The following is an 18,830-nucleotide window of genomic DNA, read 5'->3' as shown; positions in this document are numbered from 1 at the left end:
ATGTCGCAGATGCCCCAGCAGGCCGCACTGTCGAAGTGCCCGAGCTGCGCGGAGCCCGTCGAGTCGGGTGACCTCTTCTGCGGAGCGTGCGGATACGACCTGTCCGTCGTACCCGCGCCGCCGCAGGACCATCCGACGCTCACCATGACCAGCTCCGCGACCGGTTCCGCGACCGGTTCCGCCGGGGACGGCGTGGGCTGGCCCGCCCCCGAGCCGGAGGGCTCCGGCACCCCGCCGGCGGCGCATCTGCCGGCCGATCTGCCCGGCACCGACTCCGGCGGCTCACCGCTGTCCGAGCACGAGGCCGGCCCTCAGGGGGGCGCGGGGCAGCAAGCCGGTTCCGGGGTGAGCTTCGACCGGCCCGCCGAGCCCGAGGAGTACCCGCTGCAGGCGCCCGACCCGCGCGTGGCCGAGATCCCCGAGAACACCGCCGCACCCGAGGAGCCCGCGCAGGTGTGCGTGGCCTGCCGGGCGGGCCGGGTGGACAGCGACGGCTACTGCGAGAACTGCGGGCACGCCCAGCCCCGTGAACGCGACCACGTCGAGCGCGAGTCCGGTCCGGTGGCCGCCGTCAGCGACCGGGGCCTGCGCCACCACCGCAACGAGGACGCCTTCACCGTCGGCCGGACCACGCTGCCCGACGGCACCCCGGCCGTCCTCGCGATCGTCTGCGACGGCGTGTCCTCCGCGACCCGCCCCGACGACGCGTCAACCGCCGCGTCCCGGGCGGCCGGTGACACCCTGCTGGCCGCGCTGCCGCGCGGCACGCATCCGCAGACGGCCATGCACGAGGCGATCGTCGCCGCCGCGCAGGCCGTCAACGAGCTCGCCGAGGAACCCGCCACGGCCCGCGAGCACGCCCCGCACCAGAACGCCCCGGCCTGCACGATCGTCGGCGCGGTGGTCACCGCCGGGCTGCTGGTCGTCGGCTGGGTCGGCGACAGCCGCGTCTACTGGGTGCCGGACGACCGCGGCGCACCGGCCGCCCGGCTGACCGAGGACGACTCCTGGGCCGCGCAGATGGTCGCCGCCGGCCTGATGAGCGAGGCCGAGGCGTACGCCGACGAGCGCGCCCACGCGATCACCGGCTGGCTCGGCGCGGACGCCTACGAACTGGAGCCGCACACCGCGTCCTTCAAGCCGGACCGGTCAGGTGTCGTGGTGGTGTGCACCGACGGCCTGTGGAACTACGCCGAGACGGCCGAGGAGATGTCCGAGGTCGTCCCCCCGGACGCGGCCACGCGCCCGCTGCACAGCGCCCGGGTGCTGGTCGGCCATGCCCTGGACGGCGGGGGCCACGACAACGTAACAGTGGCCGTCGTGCCGTTCCCGGCATCGCCCCAGGGGGCAGGATCGGCCTGAGGCCGCGGACGCGGGGAAGCCTCAAAGGACCGGAGGGGACCGGTCCGTTCACAGTCATCGCCCTGCGCCGGCGGGGCGGTCGAGGGGGATGTGAGTACGCATGGCCAATTTCGCGAAGTCGCAGGTGCCGCAGTTCTCGATGGACGTCTACCAGAACGAGTACCTGCCCGAGGGCGGCCGCGAGGTCAACGCCATCGTCACCGTGACGGCGACCGGCGGCGGCACCGTCGGCAGCACCGTGGCTCCGGTGTACCCGCAGGGCCACGGCCCGGCCGCCGCGGTGGCGGTCATGGTGGACTGCTCCGGCTCCATGGACTACCCGCCGACCAAGATGCGGGGCGCCCGGGACGCCACGGCCGCCGCGATCGACGCCCTGCGGGACGGCACGCACTTCTCGGTGATCGGCGGCACGCATGTGGCCAAGGAGGTCTATCCGGGCGGCGGACGGCTCGCGGTCGCCGACGCCACCACCCGCGAGCAGGCCAAGCAGGCGCTACGACGGCTCAGCGCGGGCGGCGGTACGGCCATCGGCACCTGGCTGCGCCTGGCGGACCGGCTGCTGAACTCGGCGGACGTCACCATCCGGCACGGCATCCTGCTCACCGACGGCCGCAACGAGCACGAGTCGCCGGAGGATCTGAGGGCCGCGCTGGAGGCCTGTGCCGGACGGTTCACCTGTGACGCGCGGGGCGTGGGCACCGACTGGGAAGTGAAAGAAGTCACAGGGATCGCCTCGGCGCTGCTCGGCACGGCCGACATCGTCGCCGACCCGGCCGGCCTCGCCGCCGACTTCACGCGGATGATGGAGACCGCGATGGGCAAGGAGGTCGCCGACGTCTCGCTCAGGGTGTGGACGCCGGTCGGCACGACCATCCGGTTCGTCAAGCAAGTGGCGCCCACCGTCACGGACTTGACCGCCCGCCGCACCGAGGCCGGGCCGCGCGCCGGGGACTACCCGACGGGGTCCTGGGGCGACGAGTCACGCGACTACCACCTGTGCGTTCAGGTCCCGCCGGCCGGACTCGGCCAGGAGATGCTCGCCGCCCGGGTCTCCCTGGTCGTGCCACAACCGGACGGATCGGCACAGAACCTGGGCACACAAGGTCTGGTACGCGCGGTATGGACCGACGACATGACGGCCTCGACCTCGATCAACCCCCAGGTCGCCCACTACACCGGGCAGGCCGAACTGGCACAGGCCATCCAACAAGGGCTGGACCTTCGCAAAGCGGGCGATTTCGATGGAGCAACCGCCAAACTGGGGCGCGCTGTTCAGCTCGCCAGCGCCTCCGGGAACGCAGATACTGCGAAACTGCTTGCGAAGGTGGTGGACGTGGTCGACGCCGCGACAGGTACTGTGCGGTTGAAGACGAAGGTCGCGGAGGCGGATGCGATGACTCTGGAGACCCGGTCCACAAAGACTGTTCGTGTAAAGAAGTGATCCAGTAGGACATCCGGAGAAGGGGAAGCGCCGACATGCCGACCTGCCCGAACGGACACCAGTCGGGTTCCGACGACTGGTGCGAGGTCTGCGGTCACCGCATGGCCGGTGCCGTACCTCCGCCCCCTCCGCCGCCCCCGCCCGCGGGCGGTTACGGCTTCCCGCCCCCGCAGGGCGGCCCGGCCGGCGGACGCCCGCCGGGCGCGTCGGCCCCGGAGCCGGAGCTGTGCCCGCAGTGCCGTACGCCCCGCGAGGGCGGCGCGCCGTTCTGCGAGGAGTGCCGGTGGAACTTCCTGACCAACACGGCCACCTCGTATACCCCGGCAGCGCCGCACTCGCCGCAGCCGCGGTTCCAGCCGCCGAGCGCGACGTACGGCGGCGGTGACGGGTACGAGTACCAGGGCTCGCGGCCCTCGCAGATCAACCGGCCCGCCGAGCCGATCCCGTCCTTCGGCAGCGAGCCGTCGGGCCCGACGCCGTTCGCCGGCGACCGCGGCCCGTCGGCACCGCCGGCCCCGCCCGGCCCGTCCGGTCCCGCCGGTTTCGGCGGCGGCCCGGGGCAGAGTCAGGGTCAGGGTCCCGGTGGACACGGTGGACACGGTGGGCCCGGTGGCTTCGGTGGTCCCTCCGGCTTCGGCGGTGGTCAGGGCCGGGGTCCCGGCCAGGGACAAGGGCAGGGCCCGGGACCCGGCGGTCCCGCCGGTCCGCCGTCCTTCGGCCGTGAGCCGTCCGGTCCGGGCGGCCCGTTCGGCGGTGCGCCCTCCGGCCCCGGTGGCCCCGCGCCGACCCAGGGCGGCCCCGGCGCGCCCGGCCCCTCCGGCTTCGGCGGCGACCCCTCGCGTCCGATGCCCCCGCCGCCCGGCCCCACCCCGCCCGCCGGCCCCGGTCCCGGCGGCGCCCCGCAGGCGTACCAGCAGTCCGGTCCGCCCGCGCCGCCCGCGTTCCCGCACCAGACCGGCCGGCCCCCGGCCGGCGGTCCGCCCCCCGGCGGCCCGTCCTTCGGCGGCCGTGAGGACGACTGGGTGATCTCCCCGCCGTCGTCCGCCGGCCCTGCGGGGCCGGGGCAGCCGCAGGGTCCCGGCGGCGGTCCGGCCGGCGGGTACGGCTACCCGCAGCCCGGCGCCACGCAGGCACCGCCCGGCGGCCCCGGCTTCCCGCACCAGCCCGCGGGACCGGCCACCTGGACGGCGACCATCGGCCCGGACCGCGCGTACTTCATGGCGATGATGCAGCGCTCGGGCCCCGAGGCCGCGGGTCTGAACCTGCCCGCGTACTCGCCCGAGCAGCAGCGCACGCTCAGCGGCAACCAGATCACCATCGGCCGGCGCCGGCACTCCACCGGCGACACCCCCGACGTCGACCTGGCGGTGCCGCCGGAGGACCCGGGCGTCTCGCACCAGCACGCGGTGCTGGTGCAGCAGCCGGACGGCACCTGGGCGGTCGTCGACCAGAACTCGACCAACGGCACCACGGTCAACATGTCCGAGGAACCGATCCAGCCGTTCGTGCCGGTCCCGCTGCAGGACGGCGACCGGGTGCACGTGGGCGCCTGGACGACGATCACCATCCGCCGCGGTTAGGCCCCAGCGGGCACCAGGGGCCGGCGGGAGTCAGGGCAGGGGCCAGGCGTACGGCCCCTCCGGCTCGTCCAGCCACGCCCAGGTGTGCTCGCCGGCGACCGTGACGCCGTACCGTTCGCGCTCCGGCATGCCCTCGCGCTCCCACAGCGCGTAGGCCTCCTGCGGATCGAGGGTGCCCCCGGTCAGGGCGAGCAGGAAGCGGAACGTCTCCTGCTCGCGGGCCCGGGCCGGCAGCCCGGCGAGCGACACCCCCTCCGGCTGTGCCCTGCCCTGGCCGCGCAGCGGTACGAAGTAGGCGGCCGAGGGCAGGAAACGGCCCTCGGCGTGTGCCGCGTCCCGCACCGTGAGCGCGAGCAGACCGGTGGCCAGCGGGGTCAGGATCCGGCCGCCGGGGCGGCACTGGGCGAGCCAGGCGCGCGGGACCGTGGACAGCTCGCAGGTGGCGATGATCCGGTCGAAGGGGGCACGTTCGGGCACTCCGCGCGCGCCGTCGCCGGTGACGACGGCCGGGCGGTGTCCGGCCGCGGCCAGGTGCCGGCGGGCCGACTCGGTGATCTCCGGTTCCAGGTCGATGGTGGTCACGAGGTCGTCGTCGCCGAGCCGGTGGGCGAGCAGGGCGGCGTTGTAGCCGGTGCCGGCGCCCACCTCCAGGACCCGGTCGCCGTCCTCGACCTCCAGCGCGACCAGCATCCGGGCCATCAGGGAGGGCTGGCTGCTGGAGGAGAGCAGCTCGCCGTCGCGCAGCCGGGTCGCGAGCGGTACGTCCGCATAGGCGCCGCGCACCCAGCGGGCGCGGGCCTCGGGATCGGGGCTCTCGCCCCAGCGGCGCTCATAGCCGCGGGCACCGGCGACGTAGTAGTACGGCACGAACAGGTGCCGGGGCACCGCCGCGAACGTCTCCCGCCACACCGGGTCCCCGGCGAAGGCCCCGTCGGCGTCGATCTCCCGCACCAGCGCGGCCCGCGCGACGGCGGCCAGACGGTCGGTCTCGGTGTCGTAGGCGCCCATGGCTCCACAGTAGGGGCGAGCCGGGCCCCTGGGTCCTAGGCCTTGAGTCCTGGGTCACCCGGTCTGAGACGATGGACGGGTGAATGAGATTCGGCGCGGCACGCTTCAGGAGCAGACCTTCTACGAGCAGGTCGGTGGGGAGGAGACCTTCCGTCGGCTGGTCCACCGTTTCTACGAGGGAGTCGCCGAGGACCCGTTCCTGCGGCCGATGTACCCGGAGGAGGACCTGGGCCCGGCCGAGGAGCGCCTCGCCCTGTTCCTGATGCAGTACTGGGGCGGCCCCACCACCTACAGCGACAACCGCGGCCACCCCCGGCTCCGCATGCGGCACGCCCCCTTCACCGTGGACCGGGCGGCGCACGACGCCTGGTTGCGGCACATGCGGGTGGCCGTCGCCGAACTCGGCCTGTCCGAGGAGCATGAGACGACGCTGTGGAACTACCTGACATACGCCGCCGCGTCGATGATCAACACACTGGAATGACGAACAGCCGCTTACCCGCACCCGGTCCGCTCTGTCAGCATCGGCCGAAGGTCAGGGTCTGGACTTCCGGACACACGGGGCTCGGCCCTCCCCCGCTCGCTGCAGCCGCCGGCCGCGCCGTACCGGGGGCACGGTCCAGGTGGCGTTCCCGCAGACCGCCGCCCGGGCGCTGCGGCCGGCACGCGGTGACCGGCTCACCGTGGCCGACCGGCTGGACGGCCCGCCGGTAGGGGTGCGGATCACCGGGTGGTTCAGCGCACGCTGACGCCGAGGGACCCCAGCCCGGCCCGCCGTACCGCGACGGACCCGTAGGGAGTGCGCAGCCGAAGCCACGGCCCCGAGGAGAACAGCCCGGTGTCGGCCGGATCGGCGCCCGGCCGCAGGAAGCCCAGGGACTGGGCGGCGTGCACGGCGCGCACCGGAAGCCCGGTCCGCGCCACCTCGCGGGACCAGATGTCCCGCCCGATCCGGTCCAGCTCCGCACGCGTACGGTCGTCCGGTGCCAGTTCCTCCGTACGGGACCGGAACTCGGCGACCGCCGCGGCGACGGTCGCCCGCAGCGCGTCCGGGGCGGGCAGCCCCGGCTCGGCCTGCCAGCCGCCGCGTGGCGGCAGTACCCCGGCCCACGGCGGACCGGTGACCGCGGCCGGTACGGCGGCCGTGGCCGCGTGCTCGTCCACGGACTCCAGGAACTCACCGGCGGAGACGGTCACGTCGAGGGTGACGTCGAGCCCGTTCTCGTACGGCTTCGCCAGCCGTACCGCGCGTACAGCCAGCACCTCGAAGGACGGCGGGCGGCCGAAGACGGCGAGCGCCGTGCCGGCCGCCTGCAGGCGCACCGCGGCTCCACGGTCGTAGTGGAGCAGCCGGGAGAGGAAGGCGGCGAGGTCGGCCGCCTCCGTCTCGTCGGCCAGGTGCAGCACCGTCATGCGGCGACGGCCTCCTCGTCGGCGTCGTCCTGGTACTCCTGGAGGAACTCCCGCTCCTCGGCGGTGATCCGGCGCGGCCGCTGCCCCTCGAAGTCGAACGGCACCACGACGGTGCGGGCGCGCACGTACACGGCCTCCTCGTCCTTCACCTCGTAGGAGACGGTGAAGGACGCGGCCTTGATCTCCGTGACCCACAGCTCGATGTCCACGGGCGTGGGCCGGTGGACGAGCTGCCGCTTGTAGTCGATCTCATGGCGCGCCACCACGGACCCCTGCTTGGACTCCTTGCCGCGGCGGGACAGGAAGTCGATACGAGCCTCCTCCAGATAGCGGAGGAAAATCGCGTTGTTGACATGTCCGTACGCGTCCATGTCGGACCAGCGCAGCGGGCAGCGGTAGATGTGGCGCAAGATCGATCAGCCCCGGGTCAGCTTCTTGTAGGTGGCGCGGTGCGGACGCGCGGCGTCCGGCCCGAGCCGCTCGATCTTGTTCTTCTCGTACGACTCGAAGTTGCCCTCGAACCAGAACCACTTCGACTCACCCTCGTAGGCGAGGATGTGCGTGGCGACGCGGTCGAGGAACCACCGGTCGTGGGAGACGACCACGGCGCAGCCGGGGAACTCCAGCAGCGCGTTCTCCAGGCTGGAGAGGGTCTCGACGTCCAGGTCGTTGGTGGGCTCGTCGAGGAGCAGCAGGTTGCCGCCCTGCTTGAGGGTCAGCGCCAGGTTGAGGCGGTTGCGCTCACCGCCGGACAGGACGCCGGTCGGCTTCTGCTGGTCCGGGCCCTTGAAGCCGAATGCCGACACGTACGCCCGGCTCGGCATCTCGACCTGGCCGACGTTGATGTAGTCGAGCCCGTCGGACACGACCTCCCACAGCGTCTTCTTCGGGTCGAGGTTCTCGCGGCTCTGGTCGACGTAGGAGATCTTGACGGTCTCGCCGACCTTGATGTCACCGGTGTCCGGCGTCTCGAGCCCCTGGATCATCTTGAAGAGGGTCGTCTTGCCGGCGCCGTTCGGACCGATCACACCCACGATGCCGTTGCGCGGCAGCGTGAAGCTGAGGTCCTCGACGAGCACCTTCTCTCCGAAGGCCTTGTTGAGCGCGTTCACCTCGACGACCACGTTGCCCAGCCGCGGGCCCGGCGGGATCTGGATCTCCTCGAAGTCCAGCTTCCGCATCTTGTCGGCCTCGGCGGCCATCTCCTCGTACCGGGCCAGACGCGCCTTGGACTTGGCCTGCCGCCCCTTGGCGTTCGACCGCACCCACTCCAGCTCTTCCTTGAGCCGCTTCTGCCGCTTGGCGTCCTTCTGGCCCTCGACCTTCAGACGGGCGGCCTTGGTCTCCAGGTACTTGGAGTAGTTGCCCTCGTAGCCGTGCAGGCGGCCTCGGTCGACCTCACAGATCCACCCGGCCACGTTGTCGAGGAAGTACCGGTCGTGGGTGACGGCCACGACGGTCCCCGGGTACTTGGCCAGGTGCTGCTCCAGCCAGTTCACCGACTCGGCGTCGAGGTGGTTGGTGGGCTCGTCGAGGAGCAGCAGGTCGGGCTGCTCCAGCAGCAGCTTGCAGAGCGCGACCCGGCGCTTCTCACCACCGGAGAGGTTGGTGACGGGCCAGTCGCCGGGCGGGCAGCCCAGAGCGTCCATGGCCTGCTCCAGCTGAGCGTCCAGGTCCCAGGCCTCGGCGTGGTCCAGCTCCTCCTGCAGCTTGCCCATCTCGTCGAGCAGCGCGTCGGAGTAGTCGGTCGCCATCAGCTCGGCGATCTCGTTGAACCGGTCGAGCTTGCCCTTGACCTCGGCGACACCCTCCTGGACGTTCTCCAGGACGGTCTTCTCCTCGTTCAGCGGGGGCTCCTGCAGCAGGATGCCGACGGTGTAGCCCGGGGACAGGAACGCGTCGCCGTTCGACGGCTGCTCGATCCCCGCCATGATCTTCAGCACGGTCGACTTACCGGCACCGTTCGGACCGACGACGCCGATCTTCGCCCCCGGCAGGAAGTTCAGGGTGACGTCGTCGAGGATCACCTTGTCGCCGTGCGCTTTGCGCGCCTTGCGCATGGTGTAAATGAACTCAGCCAAGAGAAACCGTCCGGCAGCTTGAAATCTGGCAGTGGGCAGATACACCCCATCTTGCCTGAACGCCAGCCTTGGGTGTTAACCCGTTTGGTACGGGGGCTCTGACCTGGGGTTTCGCTGGTGACGGCGGTGGCTCGTCTGTCACTGTCGGTCGCCGTTGGGTGGCCTCGGGCACCCTCGCACGGCCCGGGGACGGCCGGGAGCGATCACTCGTCAGCTGTCAGCCACTCATCGAGCCGCGGACTCTCACCTGATGGTTGTGGGCGTGCCAGAAGACCTGTTCCGGTGTTGTTCGAAGCCGCTGTCGCCGTGCTCGCTCAGTCGCCCGGCTGCTCGCGCTTGCGCAGCACCACCAGTACCGCCCCGCCGATCACCACGAACCCGATGGCCACGCCGGCGATCAGCGGGGTGATCGCGGAGCCGCCCGTCGCGGCGAGGTCGGTGTCGGGTGCCGTGGTGCCGCCTCCCACGGTGGCGGGGCTGGGCTCATTGGGGCCCTTGGCCGTCTGTGTCGTGATCGCGCCCTGCGTCCTGCAGTCGAGGACGCCGGTGAAGCGGTGGCTGAAGCCGTGCGGCCCGGTGATCGTGAAGTCGTAGGCCTGGTCCTCCTGGAGCGGGACGGTCACCGTGCGGGAGGTGCCCGCGGGGATGGTGTGCTCGGCGCCCATCAGCTCGAAGGTGAAGGGTCTGTCGCCCTTGTTGGCCGCGACGATGTCGACGCCGCTCCTGGCGCAGTCCTTGTGGGCCGACACCTCCGGTATGGCGCCCTCGGCCGCCCAGGTGGCGGTCGCGTTCGCGGAGACCGTGGACTCGCTGGAGCCGGCCAGGATCTGGGTCTGGCTGCGGCTGTCGGAGGCGAAGGCACGGCCCACCGGCACGGTGGTCGACGCCTGTACGGTCAGCTGGGCCGTGCCGGCGGAGGCGTCCTCGGGGATGTCGAAGTACAGCCGGCTGCCGTCCTTCGCGGAGGTGATCGCCTTGCCGGTCTTGTCGGTGATCCGCACCCCGCTGGTGGTCGCGTCCGCCGGCGGGCTCACCGCGACCGTGCCCGCGTTGGTGTGCACGGTCACCGGTCCGAGCAGGCCGCCCGGCCGGCCGGAGACCGCGGGCGGGTCCAGGGTGAGCGAGGCCTGCGGTTCGCCGAGGTCGCGGGCGCTCTTCTGCAGGTAGTCGGCGAGCTTCTCGGCCTGCGGGTCGACGGCGTCGGCCTTCGCGCCGTCGGAGTAACGCCAGATGGCCACCTGGGTGCCGGCCGCCGCGTCCTGCTCGGTCAGGGTGCCGGCGCCCGCCTGACGGGCGAGCGCGGCGAGGTCGTTGACCTGGGGATAGGAGTGCTGCAGGATCCAGCGGATCCGGCCGGCGTCCTTGTTGGCGCCCAGCGAGGTGCCGTTCCAGGGCGTCTCCTGGTAGTGGGCGTCACGCTGGGTGGGGTTGTGGAGGTCGACACAGTACGTCTGCAGGGTGCCGCCGCCGTCGACGGACATCTCGAACAGACCGGCCTCCACGCGCTGGTCGCCGCCGTCCTCGTGGATCACGGCCTCGCCGTAGGTCTTCAGACCGTTGATCGTGGCCGTCGCCCCGCCCTGGGTCTGCGGTGTCTCGTCGGCCGCGGCCGTACCGGCCCCGGACAGCACACCGGCCGCCACCAGACCGGACGCCGACGCGGCGGCGGCCACGCGGGCCGTCTGGGCGGAACGGCGGAACCCAGAGAACGCAGCAAGCACAGAATTCCCCTTCGAGCAGGACCCGTTGGACGTGGGGGACGGGTCCCACCAGCAGAATCGGCAGCCCCTAGGGGCACGCCCGGCATCCTATGGATCAGGCGGAGCCTCTCCGGCCGGTCGGATGATCCGATGGGCGATCCGATCCGTAATCGTTATCGCCGGGACCGTCCATGAGCTGGGCATATCGACAAATCAACCGGTTCGCACCGGGCGTTGGGCAACCGGGAGGCGGTGAACGGGCGGCGGTCACCTGCGCGGCTGCTGACGTCATGTCACCGCCAAGGGCTCGGGCGCCCTTTGGGCCGTACTCCCGTCCGGTGCACCGGCGGCCCCGGGTGGTGTCTCCCAGTTCGGCTCCGGCCGGTTCGCCGTCGCCGGTGCGTCCGGCCTGGCCGCGCGCTGGAAGACGGCCGTACCGCGGGAGAGGTCGTGGCCGATCGCCACGGCGTCGATGTCGGCGGAGGCCCACTGCTGCTGCCCGTCGCGCACCTCCGTGCGCACCTTCAGCCGGCCCTGTACGACGACCGGCTGGCCCACCTCCACGCACGCCGCCACGTTGACCGCGAGCTGGCGGTTGGCCCACACCGTGAAGAAGTTGGTGTGCCCGTCCGTCCAGACGCTCTTCTCCCGGTCCCAGTACCGCGCGGTCACCGCCAGCCGGAACCGGGCCGACTGACCCGCCGGCGTCTCCCGGTACGCCGGCGCGGTCGCCACGTTGCCCACCACACAGACGATCGTCTCGTTCATGTCCTCGCTCCCCTCCCCCGCCCGGCCCGGCCGGGCGGACACACGTACGGGCCCGTCCCGTACGGCTGCGTCTGCCGCGCCGGCACGTACGACTGCCGTACGTGCCCGCACGTCCCGCCGATCGCGCACCGCGTCCGCCGTCCCTTCCGGCCGGACCCGCCGTGCGATCGCCGCGACCCCAGACTGCCTCCGCCGGGCCGGGCCCGCTGAGCGCTGTGGACGACCATCCACCTGTGGAAAACCCCGCCACCCGCACGGGTGACCCCCCGTCCCCCGCCACCACCTTCCCCCCGTGACCGCATCCGCTCTTCGATCAGCCCGTCAATCGGCCCGACAGCCGGCCCTTCAGCCGACCCGCACCCCCGAGCCGGTGCGCGCGACCCGTGCGTACTGCTCCCGCACCTCCCGGTAACGCAGCAGTTCCGCCGCCACGGGGTCGAGCACCCGGGCCCGGCCGCAGCCGGCGGCCGCCTCCCGCAGGCGCCGTTCCGCCTCCTGGCCGTAGCGCCGGGCCGGTCCTCTGGCCGCCATCCGGCAGCCCCACTCCACCAGCGGCCCGCCGATGATCCCGCACAGCATCAGCAGCACCGGGACCCCGAGGTTGGGTGCCATGACGCCGGCGATCTGGCCCGCTAGCCACAGGCCGCCCACGATCTGCAGCAGGGTCATGGCCGCCTGGACCAGCACCGCGGCCGGCCACCAGCCCGGCCGCGGCGGGCGGCCCGGCGGCAGCCCGGCCCGCGCCGCCAGCTCGTCCAGCGCCTCCGAGAGCCCCTGTGAGCCGCGTACGGCCGCCTCGCGCACCGCCTGCGCCCACGGCCCCGGCAACCCGGCCGAGGCGCGGTCGGCCACCGTACGGACCGCCTGCTCGACACGCTGCCGTGCCGTGGCCTCCTCGTCGGCCTGCGCGCGCACCGCGTGGCGGCCCGTCGTGGCGTCGCCGCGACCCTGGTACCAGCGCCACAGCCGCAGCCAGGGCGTGCCGCAGGCACGGTTGGCGTTGCGCAGCCAGGCCCGCTCGGCGGCCTCGCCCGCCGCGGTGGCGCCCACCGCGTCCGCGAGCCGCGCCCCGAACTCCTCGCGTGCCTCCTCGCTGAGGCCGACCCGCCGTTCGGCGGCGTAGACGGACCGTAGTTCGGTCGCGGCGGCGTCCACGTCGGCCGCGACCCGGCGCGCCGCCGCGCCACGCTCCGCGACGAACTGGCCGAGCGCCTCGCGCAGTTCACCGACGCCCTCGCCGGTGAGCGCGGACAGCGCGAGCACGGTCGCGCCCGGCTCGCCGTGCTCGCCGAGCGCGACGCCGTCCTCGTCCAGCAGCCGCCGCATGTCGTCCAGGACCTGGTCGGCGGCCTCCCCGGGCAGCCGGTCCACCTGGTTGAGGACGACGAACATGACCTCGGCGTGGCCGGCCATGGGCCGCAGATAGCGCTCGTGCAGGATGGCGTCGGCGTACTTCTCCGGGTCGACCACCCAGATCACCGCGTCGACCAGCTTCAGGATCCGGTCGACCTGTTCGCGGTGCTGTACCGCGGCGGAGTCGTGGTCGGGCAGGTCGACCAGGACCAGGCCGCGCAGCTCAGCCTCGGTTTCCGGGTTGTGCACGGGGCGGCGGCGCAGCCGGCCCGGGATGCCCAGCCGGTCGATCAGGCCCGCCGCGCCGTCGCTCCAGCTGCACGCGATGGGGGCGGCCGTGGTCGGGCGCCGTACGCCGGTCTCCGAGATGGCCACGCCGGCGAGGGCGTTGAACAGCTGCGACTTGCCGCTGCCCGTGGCGCCCGCGATGGCGATGACGGTGTGCCGGCCGGAGAGCTTGCGGCGGGCGGCCGCCTCGTCCAGGACCCGGCCGGCCTCGGCGAGGGTGCGCTTGTCCAGCCGGGCGCGGGACAGGCCGACGAGTTCACGCAGGGCGTCGAGTCGGGAGCGCAGCGGGCCGTCGTACGCCAGTGGGGCCGGCGGGTTGCTGCCCAGGACCCGGGTGGTGGTCTCGCGTTCGGCGGCGAGGGCGGCGGCCGCGGCGTCCGTGACACGCCGGGCGATGAGGCCGTCGTCCCACGTCTCCGTGGAGTCGGTGCCGGCGCCGGCACCGGCTTCGGCGTGGATGCCGGGATCGGCGTGGGTGCCGGGGTCGGCGTCGGTGCCGGTGCCGGGTGTGCGTCGGGGGGCCGCCTCGTCGCTGGGGCCGGGCTGCCGGGGCGTACGGTGCGGCGGGCGGGAGCGCTGACCGCCACCCGCGTCGGCACTCTGGCCAAGGGCGGCCCTGTCCCGGCCCACACCCTGGTCCGCCACCCGCGCCTCGGCCCCCTTCCCGAGCACAGCCCTGTCCCGCCCCGGGCCCTCCGCCTCGGCCCCCTTGCCGAGCCCAGGCCTGCCCGGCCCCCTGTCCCCCACGCGCGCGTCCGCGCCCTTCCCCGACACAGCCCCGTCCCGCCCCGCGCCCCGCTCCCCCAACCCCGCATCCGCACCCTTGCCCAACACAGACCTGCCCGGCCCCCCGTCCCCCACGCGCGCGTCCGCGCCCTTCCCCGACACAGCCCCGTCCCGCCCCGCGCCCCGCTCCCCCAACCCCGCATCCGCACCCTTGCCCAACACAGACCTGCCCGGCGGCCCGTCCGGCACGCGCGCGTCCGCCTCCTGCCCCAGCCCAGGCCTGCCCGCGCTCTGGTCCGTCGGGCGGGCGTCGCGATCGGGGGCCGGTTCCGTCGGCGTCGGGTGGATCTGTGGGTCGGGGCCCGCGTCCGCCCCCCTCACGCGTGCGTGCGGCCCCCGCTCGCGGTTCTCGCCCTCGGTCTGGGCCGCGTCCGCGTCGCCGCCCCGGTCGTCGGCCTCGGCCGGGTTCTGCGCCGCGTCCGCGTCCGCCGTCGAGGCGGGCGGTTCGGAATCCCCGCCCGCGCTCTCGGGCCGATGCTCAGGGGTGCCGTTCTCCGGCCCGGCGCCGGCGTCGCCGGGCACGCCCGGGCTCGGGGGCGGAAGCTCCCCGAGCAGGTCGCCACGCTCCATTGGTCTCCTGACCTCGGCGTCCATGTGACCGCTGTGCTCGGTACGCGCCGTGCGGTCGGTGTGCTCCCTGTGGTCCTGATCAGTGGCGGCCGTCACCGGTCACCTCTCCTTCTGCAGTACGGACAGCGCGGCGATGAGTTCGGCCTGGGGACCGGGGTTGACGCCGAGGGCGTCCAGCGGCGCAAGGCGCCGCTCGCGTTCGGCGTGCATGACCCGGTCCACGTAGTCGGCCAGCAGGCGCGCCGCCCGGTCACGCAGCCGCAGGGCGCCATGGGCGCCGAGCTTGTCGGCGAGTCCCTCGCCCACGTTGCGCGTCCGGCGCCCGCCCAGCAGCGAGGTGGCGACGACGGCGGCGACGACCTCGGGGTCGGGTGCGGAGGTGCGCTCCAGTACCCGCACCTCGTCCTCCGCGTACTCCTCCAGCTCCCGCCGCCAGCGCCGTACGGCGATGCCGATGCGGTGCTCGGCGCTCTCCGGGGAGTGGTCACGGCCGACGAGGCCCGGGGCGCCCGCCGCGGGCTCGTGCCGCCAGGCCTCGTCGACCCGCTCGTCGGCGGCGGTGACGGAGCACAGCAGCAGGGCGGCCAGGCTCTCTACGAGCGCGTCGAGCAGTTCCCCGGGGGTGCAGTCCAGGGGGAAGGCCCGCCAGCGCTTGAGCGCGTCCCCGGCGAGTACGGCGCCGGCCTGCAGACGGCCGCGCACGCGCGCGTGCTCGCCGTCGTAGGCGGTCTCCACAGCGGCGGTGAGCCGCAGGGTGGCCGCGTACTGGGCGGCGACGGCACTGGCCAGCTCCGGCATGCGCGACTTGAGCGAGTCGAGGAGGCCGTGCACCGTACGGGCGATCACCTGCTGCCGGGAGGCGGGGTCCTGGGCGTGGTGCACCAGCCAGGTCCTCAGGGGCGCGACGGCGGTGGCGGGCAGCAGCCCGGCGCCCCACGCCGACTCGGGCAGCTCGGGCACGGTGAAGCGGGGTACGTCGCCGAGCCCGGCCTTGGTGAGCAGGGCGCCGTACTGCCGGGAGACCTCGGAGACCACCTGGTGGGGCACCCGGTCCAGGACGGTGACGAGGGTGGCGTCGTACTCCTTGGCCGTGCGCAGCAGGTGCCAGGGGACGGCGTCGGCGTAGCGGGTCGCCGTCGTGACCATGATCCAGACGTCGGCGGCGCAGATCAGCTCGGCGGCGAGGACCCGGTTGTCGGCGATCAGCGAGTCGATGTCGGGGGCGTCGAGGAGGGCGAGCCCGCGCGGGACGGTTTCGGTGGTCTCGATGCGCAGCTGGCGCGCGGGGGTCTCGCGATCGGGCAGCAGCAGCTCGTCGACGGGGTCCTGCTGGTGCGCCCACACGCGCGTGAGCTCGGGGAGCACCCGCATCCCGCTGAACCAGTGATGATCGTCCGGGTGGCAGACGAGGACCGGCGTCCGGGTCGTCGGCCGCAGCACTCCCGCCTCGCTGACGCGGCGCCCGACGAGGGAGTTGACGAGCGTCGACTTGCCCGCGCCGGTGGATCCGCCGACGACGGCGAGCAACGGCGCCTCGGGCTCGCGCAGGCGGGGTACGAGATAGTCGTCGAGCTGCGCGAGGAGTTCGTCGCGGTTGGCACGCGCGCGTGCGGCCCCGGGCAGGGGCAGCGGAAAGCGTGTGGCGGCGACACTGTCGCGCAGAGCGGAGAGTGTGTCGAGCAGCTGAGGCCGTACGTCCAAGGTCACCACATGCGAAGAATGCCCAATTTTAGGGGAATTCTGAAGCATATAGACATGTCTGCGCGCCGAGAGGACGGAACGGACGGACGGAACCATTGGGACACGGGCACAGTCGAGGCATAACGAGTGCACAACACCCGGTGCGTCGGAGGCCAAAAGCGATGCACGAATCGCACCTGCCTGCGATTATCAGGACCGCTTCACCGAACCTCCACATCGAGCCACGGAGGGGAAGCGGCAGGGTCAGGGAACCGGGAGCCCTATCCTTGTCCCGGGCAACGTCAGGGATCAGCTCCTCGGGGCACCCGGCACGAGGCCACCACACCAGGCCCCCGTAGCTCAGTGGATAGAGCAGGCGCCTTCTAAGCGCTTGGCCGCAGGTTCGAGTCCTGCCGGGGGCGCCGTTTTCCGCCCTCCCCTCCGGGAGGGCGTTCTCGTCGTTCAGGGCGACATCCGTTCAGGGCCGCATCAAGGCGACACGGCCGCACAGAGGCCACACGCCGCACACAGCGGCGACACGGCCGCACACAGAAAAGCGCCGGACCCTCCCGGCGTTCGCGGGGAGGGTCCGGCGCTGTACGGCTGAGTCAGAGCGCCTTGCTGTTGCAGCCCATGTCCGAGCCGAGGTGGCTCTGCTGCGCGCCCGGGTTGCCTTCGCCGTTCAGCAGGTTGCCCGCCAGGCCGTTGACGGCGCCGACGCTGCCGAGCACATCGATGTTCATGTCGTGCGAGCGGCACTCGATGCCCTGGGTGACATCCAGGTCGTGGCCCGGCTCACCGTGCGCGGAGGCGGGGTTGACGCCGAAGGTGCCGACGCTGCCGAGGACGGCGCCCACGAGGACGGCCTTGTGAAACGTGCGCATTACTTCTCCGATGGTCTGACTGATGCGATCTGCGGCAGATCGAGAGGGGGCGGCGGAGCGCGGCTGGGCGATCAGCCGAGGCGGGGAAGACCCAGCTGGCCGACGGGCGGCGCCGCGACCTGTCCGAGGCCGAGCCCGGGAACCTGCGGCGTGCCGGCCCCTGCGACCAGCGGGTTGACGAGCGGGTTCACCTGGGGGTTCACCTGAGGGTTCACCTGAGGGGCGACCCGCGGCGGGGCCTCCGTCGCGCCGAACGTCTGGGGTACGGAGACCTGCGGGGCGACCCGCGGCATGACCTCCGGCGCGGACTGTGGGCTGACCTGGGGCATGACCTGCGCCGCCGGCTGCGGCGCGGCGACCTGCTGGGGAGCTGCCTGCGGGGCGTACGGCGCATTGGAGGCCTGCGCGGAGCCGCCCGACGTGGCCGTCGCGGAGGCGTAACCGGTCTGCTGCGGCGGCGCGGGTGGTGCGGGCGGCGCGGGCGGAGGCGGCATCACCGGCTGGACGTACGGCTGCGGAGCGGCGACCTGTGCCACGCCCCGCGAGTTGGCCGTCGCCGCGGCCTGCGGACCGCTCGGCGGAGGCGGTGGGTACTGAGGAACCGCGTACTGCGGGGGTGCGTACTGGGGCACGGCGTACTGCGGGGGTGCGTACTGGGGCGGCGCGTACTGCGGTGGCGCGTACTGGGGAGCCGCGTACGGTGCGGGGTACTCGGGAGCCGGCGCTGGAGCGGCACCACCGCCGTATCCGACGGGAGTGTCGGCATGGCTGACGCCGGCGCCGATGGCGGACAAGCCGCCGGCCGCCGCTACGACGAGCGCGGCCTTGTGAATCTTGCGCATGGAACCCTCGGCCCTTCAATACCTGAACAGGGAAATCCGTTGTATTCGGTGCGGTCTCGTGTTGCACTCAGCCCGATGTTCGTATCGTCGTACTGCACCGTTACGGGGGTAACTCCCGGGCTGCACACGGACTTACGCCAGAGCTGGCAGCGAACTCCCTTTACCCCTCCGTGATCCATGATCGCTGCCCTCTCCCAGCTGGCAACGACATTTCCCCCGCCCCGGTCACGGGACCCAGAACTCCGTCACCCGTTTGCCATTGACGGACGGACGCTTCAGGTCAGGATTGCAGGGGAGTTCAAAACGCGACACCGAGGCGCGCACACCCCTGGGGCAAATGGGTGACCAGGGCCCGACACCCGTATCCGGCTGCGCACTTGTGTCGTTCCCCACGGGGACAGAGCGATGGTCCATCGCCGCCGCCCAGGGCAGCGAGAACAGCAACAGCTGCATTGAGACATCAGTATTCCGACACGTTCCGTGCACAGGTCAATGAAGGGCCGAGGGTTCCATGCGCAAGCTTCAGCAAGTCGCGCTCGTCGTCGCAGCAGCCGGGGGTCTGTCCGCCGTCGGCGCCGGCCCCAGCTCCGCCGCGGCTCCCGCCTACAACGGCTACAACGGTGCCGCTCCGCCCCCCGTTTCGCAGCTGGACGCCCAGGCCGACTCGGCCACTTCCGCCCAGGCCAGCACGCAGTCCTACGGAGCCCCGCAGGCCCCGCAGCGTGGCGCCGAGGTCACGCCGCAGGTCAACCCGACGCTGAGCCCGTCGATCAGCCCGCAGATCAGCCCGCAGGCCACCCCGGGGCAGGGCGACTCCTCGTCCCTGCAGAGCAACCTCTTCCGCCCGTCCCAGGAGTGCAGCCCGCAGTCCCTGCTCAACGCGGCCGTGCCGGTCGCCGTGCTCGCCGCCGCCGACACTCACGGCATCGACTGCGGCCAGTCCAACATGCAGTCGAACGCCCTCGCCCACGCGACCGCGCACTAGGACCCTTCCGCCCTCGGACCGGCTCCGCGCACCAGGCCAACAGGCCGGGAAACACCGGTCGTTCCGCACGCCGACGCCCAGCACGGGCC

General features: G+C 73.0%; 16 protein-coding genes and 1 tRNA gene. 7 read left to right on the top strand and 10 right to left on the bottom strand.

All coding sequences use genetic code 11. The features are described 5' to 3' along the window. The 3 genes from ABZ624_RS13770 to ABZ624_RS13760 all read left to right on the top strand — a co-directional run bounded on the left by ABZ624_RS13770 (position 1) and on the right by ABZ624_RS13760 (position 4,383). On the top strand, positions 1 to 1,362 hold the full coding sequence (locus ABZ624_RS13770) for a PP2C family serine/threonine-protein phosphatase (RefSeq protein ID WP_360086728.1): 1,362 nt from the start codon (positions 1 to 3) through the stop codon (positions 1,360 to 1,362). 100 nt (positions 1,363 to 1,462) lie between these two features. After that, positions 1,463 to 2,803 carry a VWA domain-containing protein gene (locus ABZ624_RS13765; RefSeq protein WP_360086725.1) on the top strand — a complete coding sequence of 447 codons (1,341 nt, stop codon included), beginning with the start codon at positions 1,463 to 1,465 and terminating at the stop codon, positions 2,801 to 2,803. Positions 2,804 to 2,838: 35 nt separating this feature from the next. Further along, positions 2,839 to 4,383, top strand: coding sequence for an FHA domain-containing protein (locus tag ABZ624_RS13760; protein WP_360086722.1), 1,545 nt, complete (start codon positions 2,839 to 2,841; stop codon positions 4,381 to 4,383). Between the two features lie 30 nt (positions 4,384 to 4,413). Here the strand turns inward: ABZ624_RS13760 and ABZ624_RS13755 are convergent, their stop codons facing one another. Next, positions 4,414 to 5,391 (bottom strand): methyltransferase domain-containing protein, encoded by a 978-nt coding sequence (locus tag ABZ624_RS13755; protein WP_360086719.1) that lies wholly within the window; start codon positions 5,389 to 5,391, stop codon positions 4,414 to 4,416. A gap of 79 nt (positions 5,392 to 5,470) precedes the next feature. Between ABZ624_RS13755 and ABZ624_RS13750 the strand changes: the two genes are divergently transcribed. After that, positions 5,471 to 5,875 carry a globin gene (locus ABZ624_RS13750; protein WP_360086716.1) on the top strand — a complete coding sequence of 135 codons (405 nt, stop codon included), beginning with the start codon at positions 5,471 to 5,473 and terminating at the stop codon, positions 5,873 to 5,875. A gap of 139 nt (positions 5,876 to 6,014) precedes the next feature. Continuing rightward, entirely contained in the window at positions 6,015 to 6,140 is a 126-nt protein-coding gene (locus tag ABZ624_RS13745; RefSeq protein WP_360086713.1) for a hypothetical protein, read from the top strand. On the opposite strand, the gene ABZ624_RS13740 is transcribed toward ABZ624_RS13745, so the two are convergent. The 7 genes from ABZ624_RS13740 to ABZ624_RS13710 all read right to left on the bottom strand — a co-directional run bounded on the left by ABZ624_RS13740 (position 6,127) and on the right by ABZ624_RS13710 (position 16,060). Beyond that, the gene (locus ABZ624_RS13740; RefSeq protein WP_360086710.1) at positions 6,127 to 6,804 is read right to left on the bottom strand and encodes a hypothetical protein; all 678 of its coding nucleotides are present in this window, start codon (positions 6,802 to 6,804) and stop codon (positions 6,127 to 6,129) included. The two genes, ABZ624_RS13745 and ABZ624_RS13740, sit on opposite strands and share 14 nt — an antisense overlap. Next, positions 6,801 to 7,214: a thioesterase family protein gene (locus ABZ624_RS13735; RefSeq protein WP_360086707.1), complete on the bottom strand. Its 414-nt coding sequence runs from the start codon at positions 7,212 to 7,214 to the stop codon at positions 6,801 to 6,803. Before ABZ624_RS13735 ends, ABZ624_RS13740 begins: the two co-directional genes overlap by 4 nt. A gap of 6 nt (positions 7,215 to 7,220) precedes the next feature. Then, positions 7,221 to 8,885, bottom strand: coding sequence for an energy-dependent translational throttle protein EttA (gene ettA / locus ABZ624_RS13730; protein ID WP_360086704.1), 1,665 nt, complete (start codon positions 8,883 to 8,885; stop codon positions 7,221 to 7,223). 314 nt (positions 8,886 to 9,199) lie between these two features. Continuing rightward, positions 9,200 to 10,558, bottom strand: coding sequence for a Cys-Gln thioester bond-forming surface protein (locus ABZ624_RS13725; RefSeq protein ID WP_360086701.1), 1,359 nt, complete (start codon positions 10,556 to 10,558; stop codon positions 9,200 to 9,202). Positions 10,559 to 10,873: 315 nt separating this feature from the next. Further along, a complete protein-coding gene (locus ABZ624_RS13720) occupies positions 10,874 to 11,353 on the bottom strand; it encodes a single-stranded DNA-binding protein (protein ID WP_360086698.1) in 480 nt (159 codons plus the stop codon). 345 nt (positions 11,354 to 11,698) lie between these two features. After that, the gene (locus ABZ624_RS13715; RefSeq protein ID WP_360086955.1) at positions 11,699 to 13,741 is read right to left on the bottom strand and encodes a YfjP family GTPase; all 2,043 of its coding nucleotides are present in this window, start codon (positions 13,739 to 13,741) and stop codon (positions 11,699 to 11,701) included. A 708-nt stretch (positions 13,742 to 14,449) separates the two neighbouring features. Further along, positions 14,450 to 16,060, bottom strand: coding sequence for a dynamin family protein (locus ABZ624_RS13710; RefSeq protein ID WP_360086695.1), 1,611 nt, complete (start codon positions 16,058 to 16,060; stop codon positions 14,450 to 14,452). A gap of 319 nt (positions 16,061 to 16,379) precedes the next feature. Between ABZ624_RS13710 and ABZ624_RS13705 the strand changes: the two genes are divergently transcribed. Next, positions 16,380 to 16,452 (top strand) — tRNA-Arg (locus ABZ624_RS13705). A gap of 186 nt (positions 16,453 to 16,638) precedes the next feature. On the opposite strand, the gene ABZ624_RS13700 is transcribed toward ABZ624_RS13705, so the two are convergent. Continuing rightward, positions 16,639 to 16,914 carry a hypothetical protein gene (locus tag ABZ624_RS13700; protein WP_351245773.1) on the bottom strand — a complete coding sequence of 92 codons (276 nt, stop codon included), beginning with the start codon at positions 16,912 to 16,914 and terminating at the stop codon, positions 16,639 to 16,641. 71 nt (positions 16,915 to 16,985) lie between these two features. Beyond that, positions 16,986 to 17,756 (bottom strand): hypothetical protein, encoded by a 771-nt coding sequence (locus tag ABZ624_RS13695; protein WP_360086692.1) that lies wholly within the window; start codon positions 17,754 to 17,756, stop codon positions 16,986 to 16,988. Between the two features lie 511 nt (positions 17,757 to 18,267). On the opposite strand from ABZ624_RS13695, the gene ABZ624_RS13690 reads away from it, so the two are divergent. Beyond that, a complete protein-coding gene (locus ABZ624_RS13690) occupies positions 18,268 to 18,741 on the top strand; it encodes a hypothetical protein (protein ID WP_360086689.1) in 474 nt (157 codons plus the stop codon). Positions 18,742 to 18,830: the final 89 nt, after the last annotated feature.

It is taken from the genome of Streptomyces sp. NPDC007205, from assembly GCF_040634095.1.
In the GTDB taxonomy this organism is placed as follows: Bacteria; Actinomycetota; Actinomycetes; order Streptomycetales; family Streptomycetaceae; genus Streptomyces.
The sequence above is the reverse complement of the archived record's forward strand: the minus strand, read 5'-3'. Positions and strand labels throughout refer to the sequence as shown.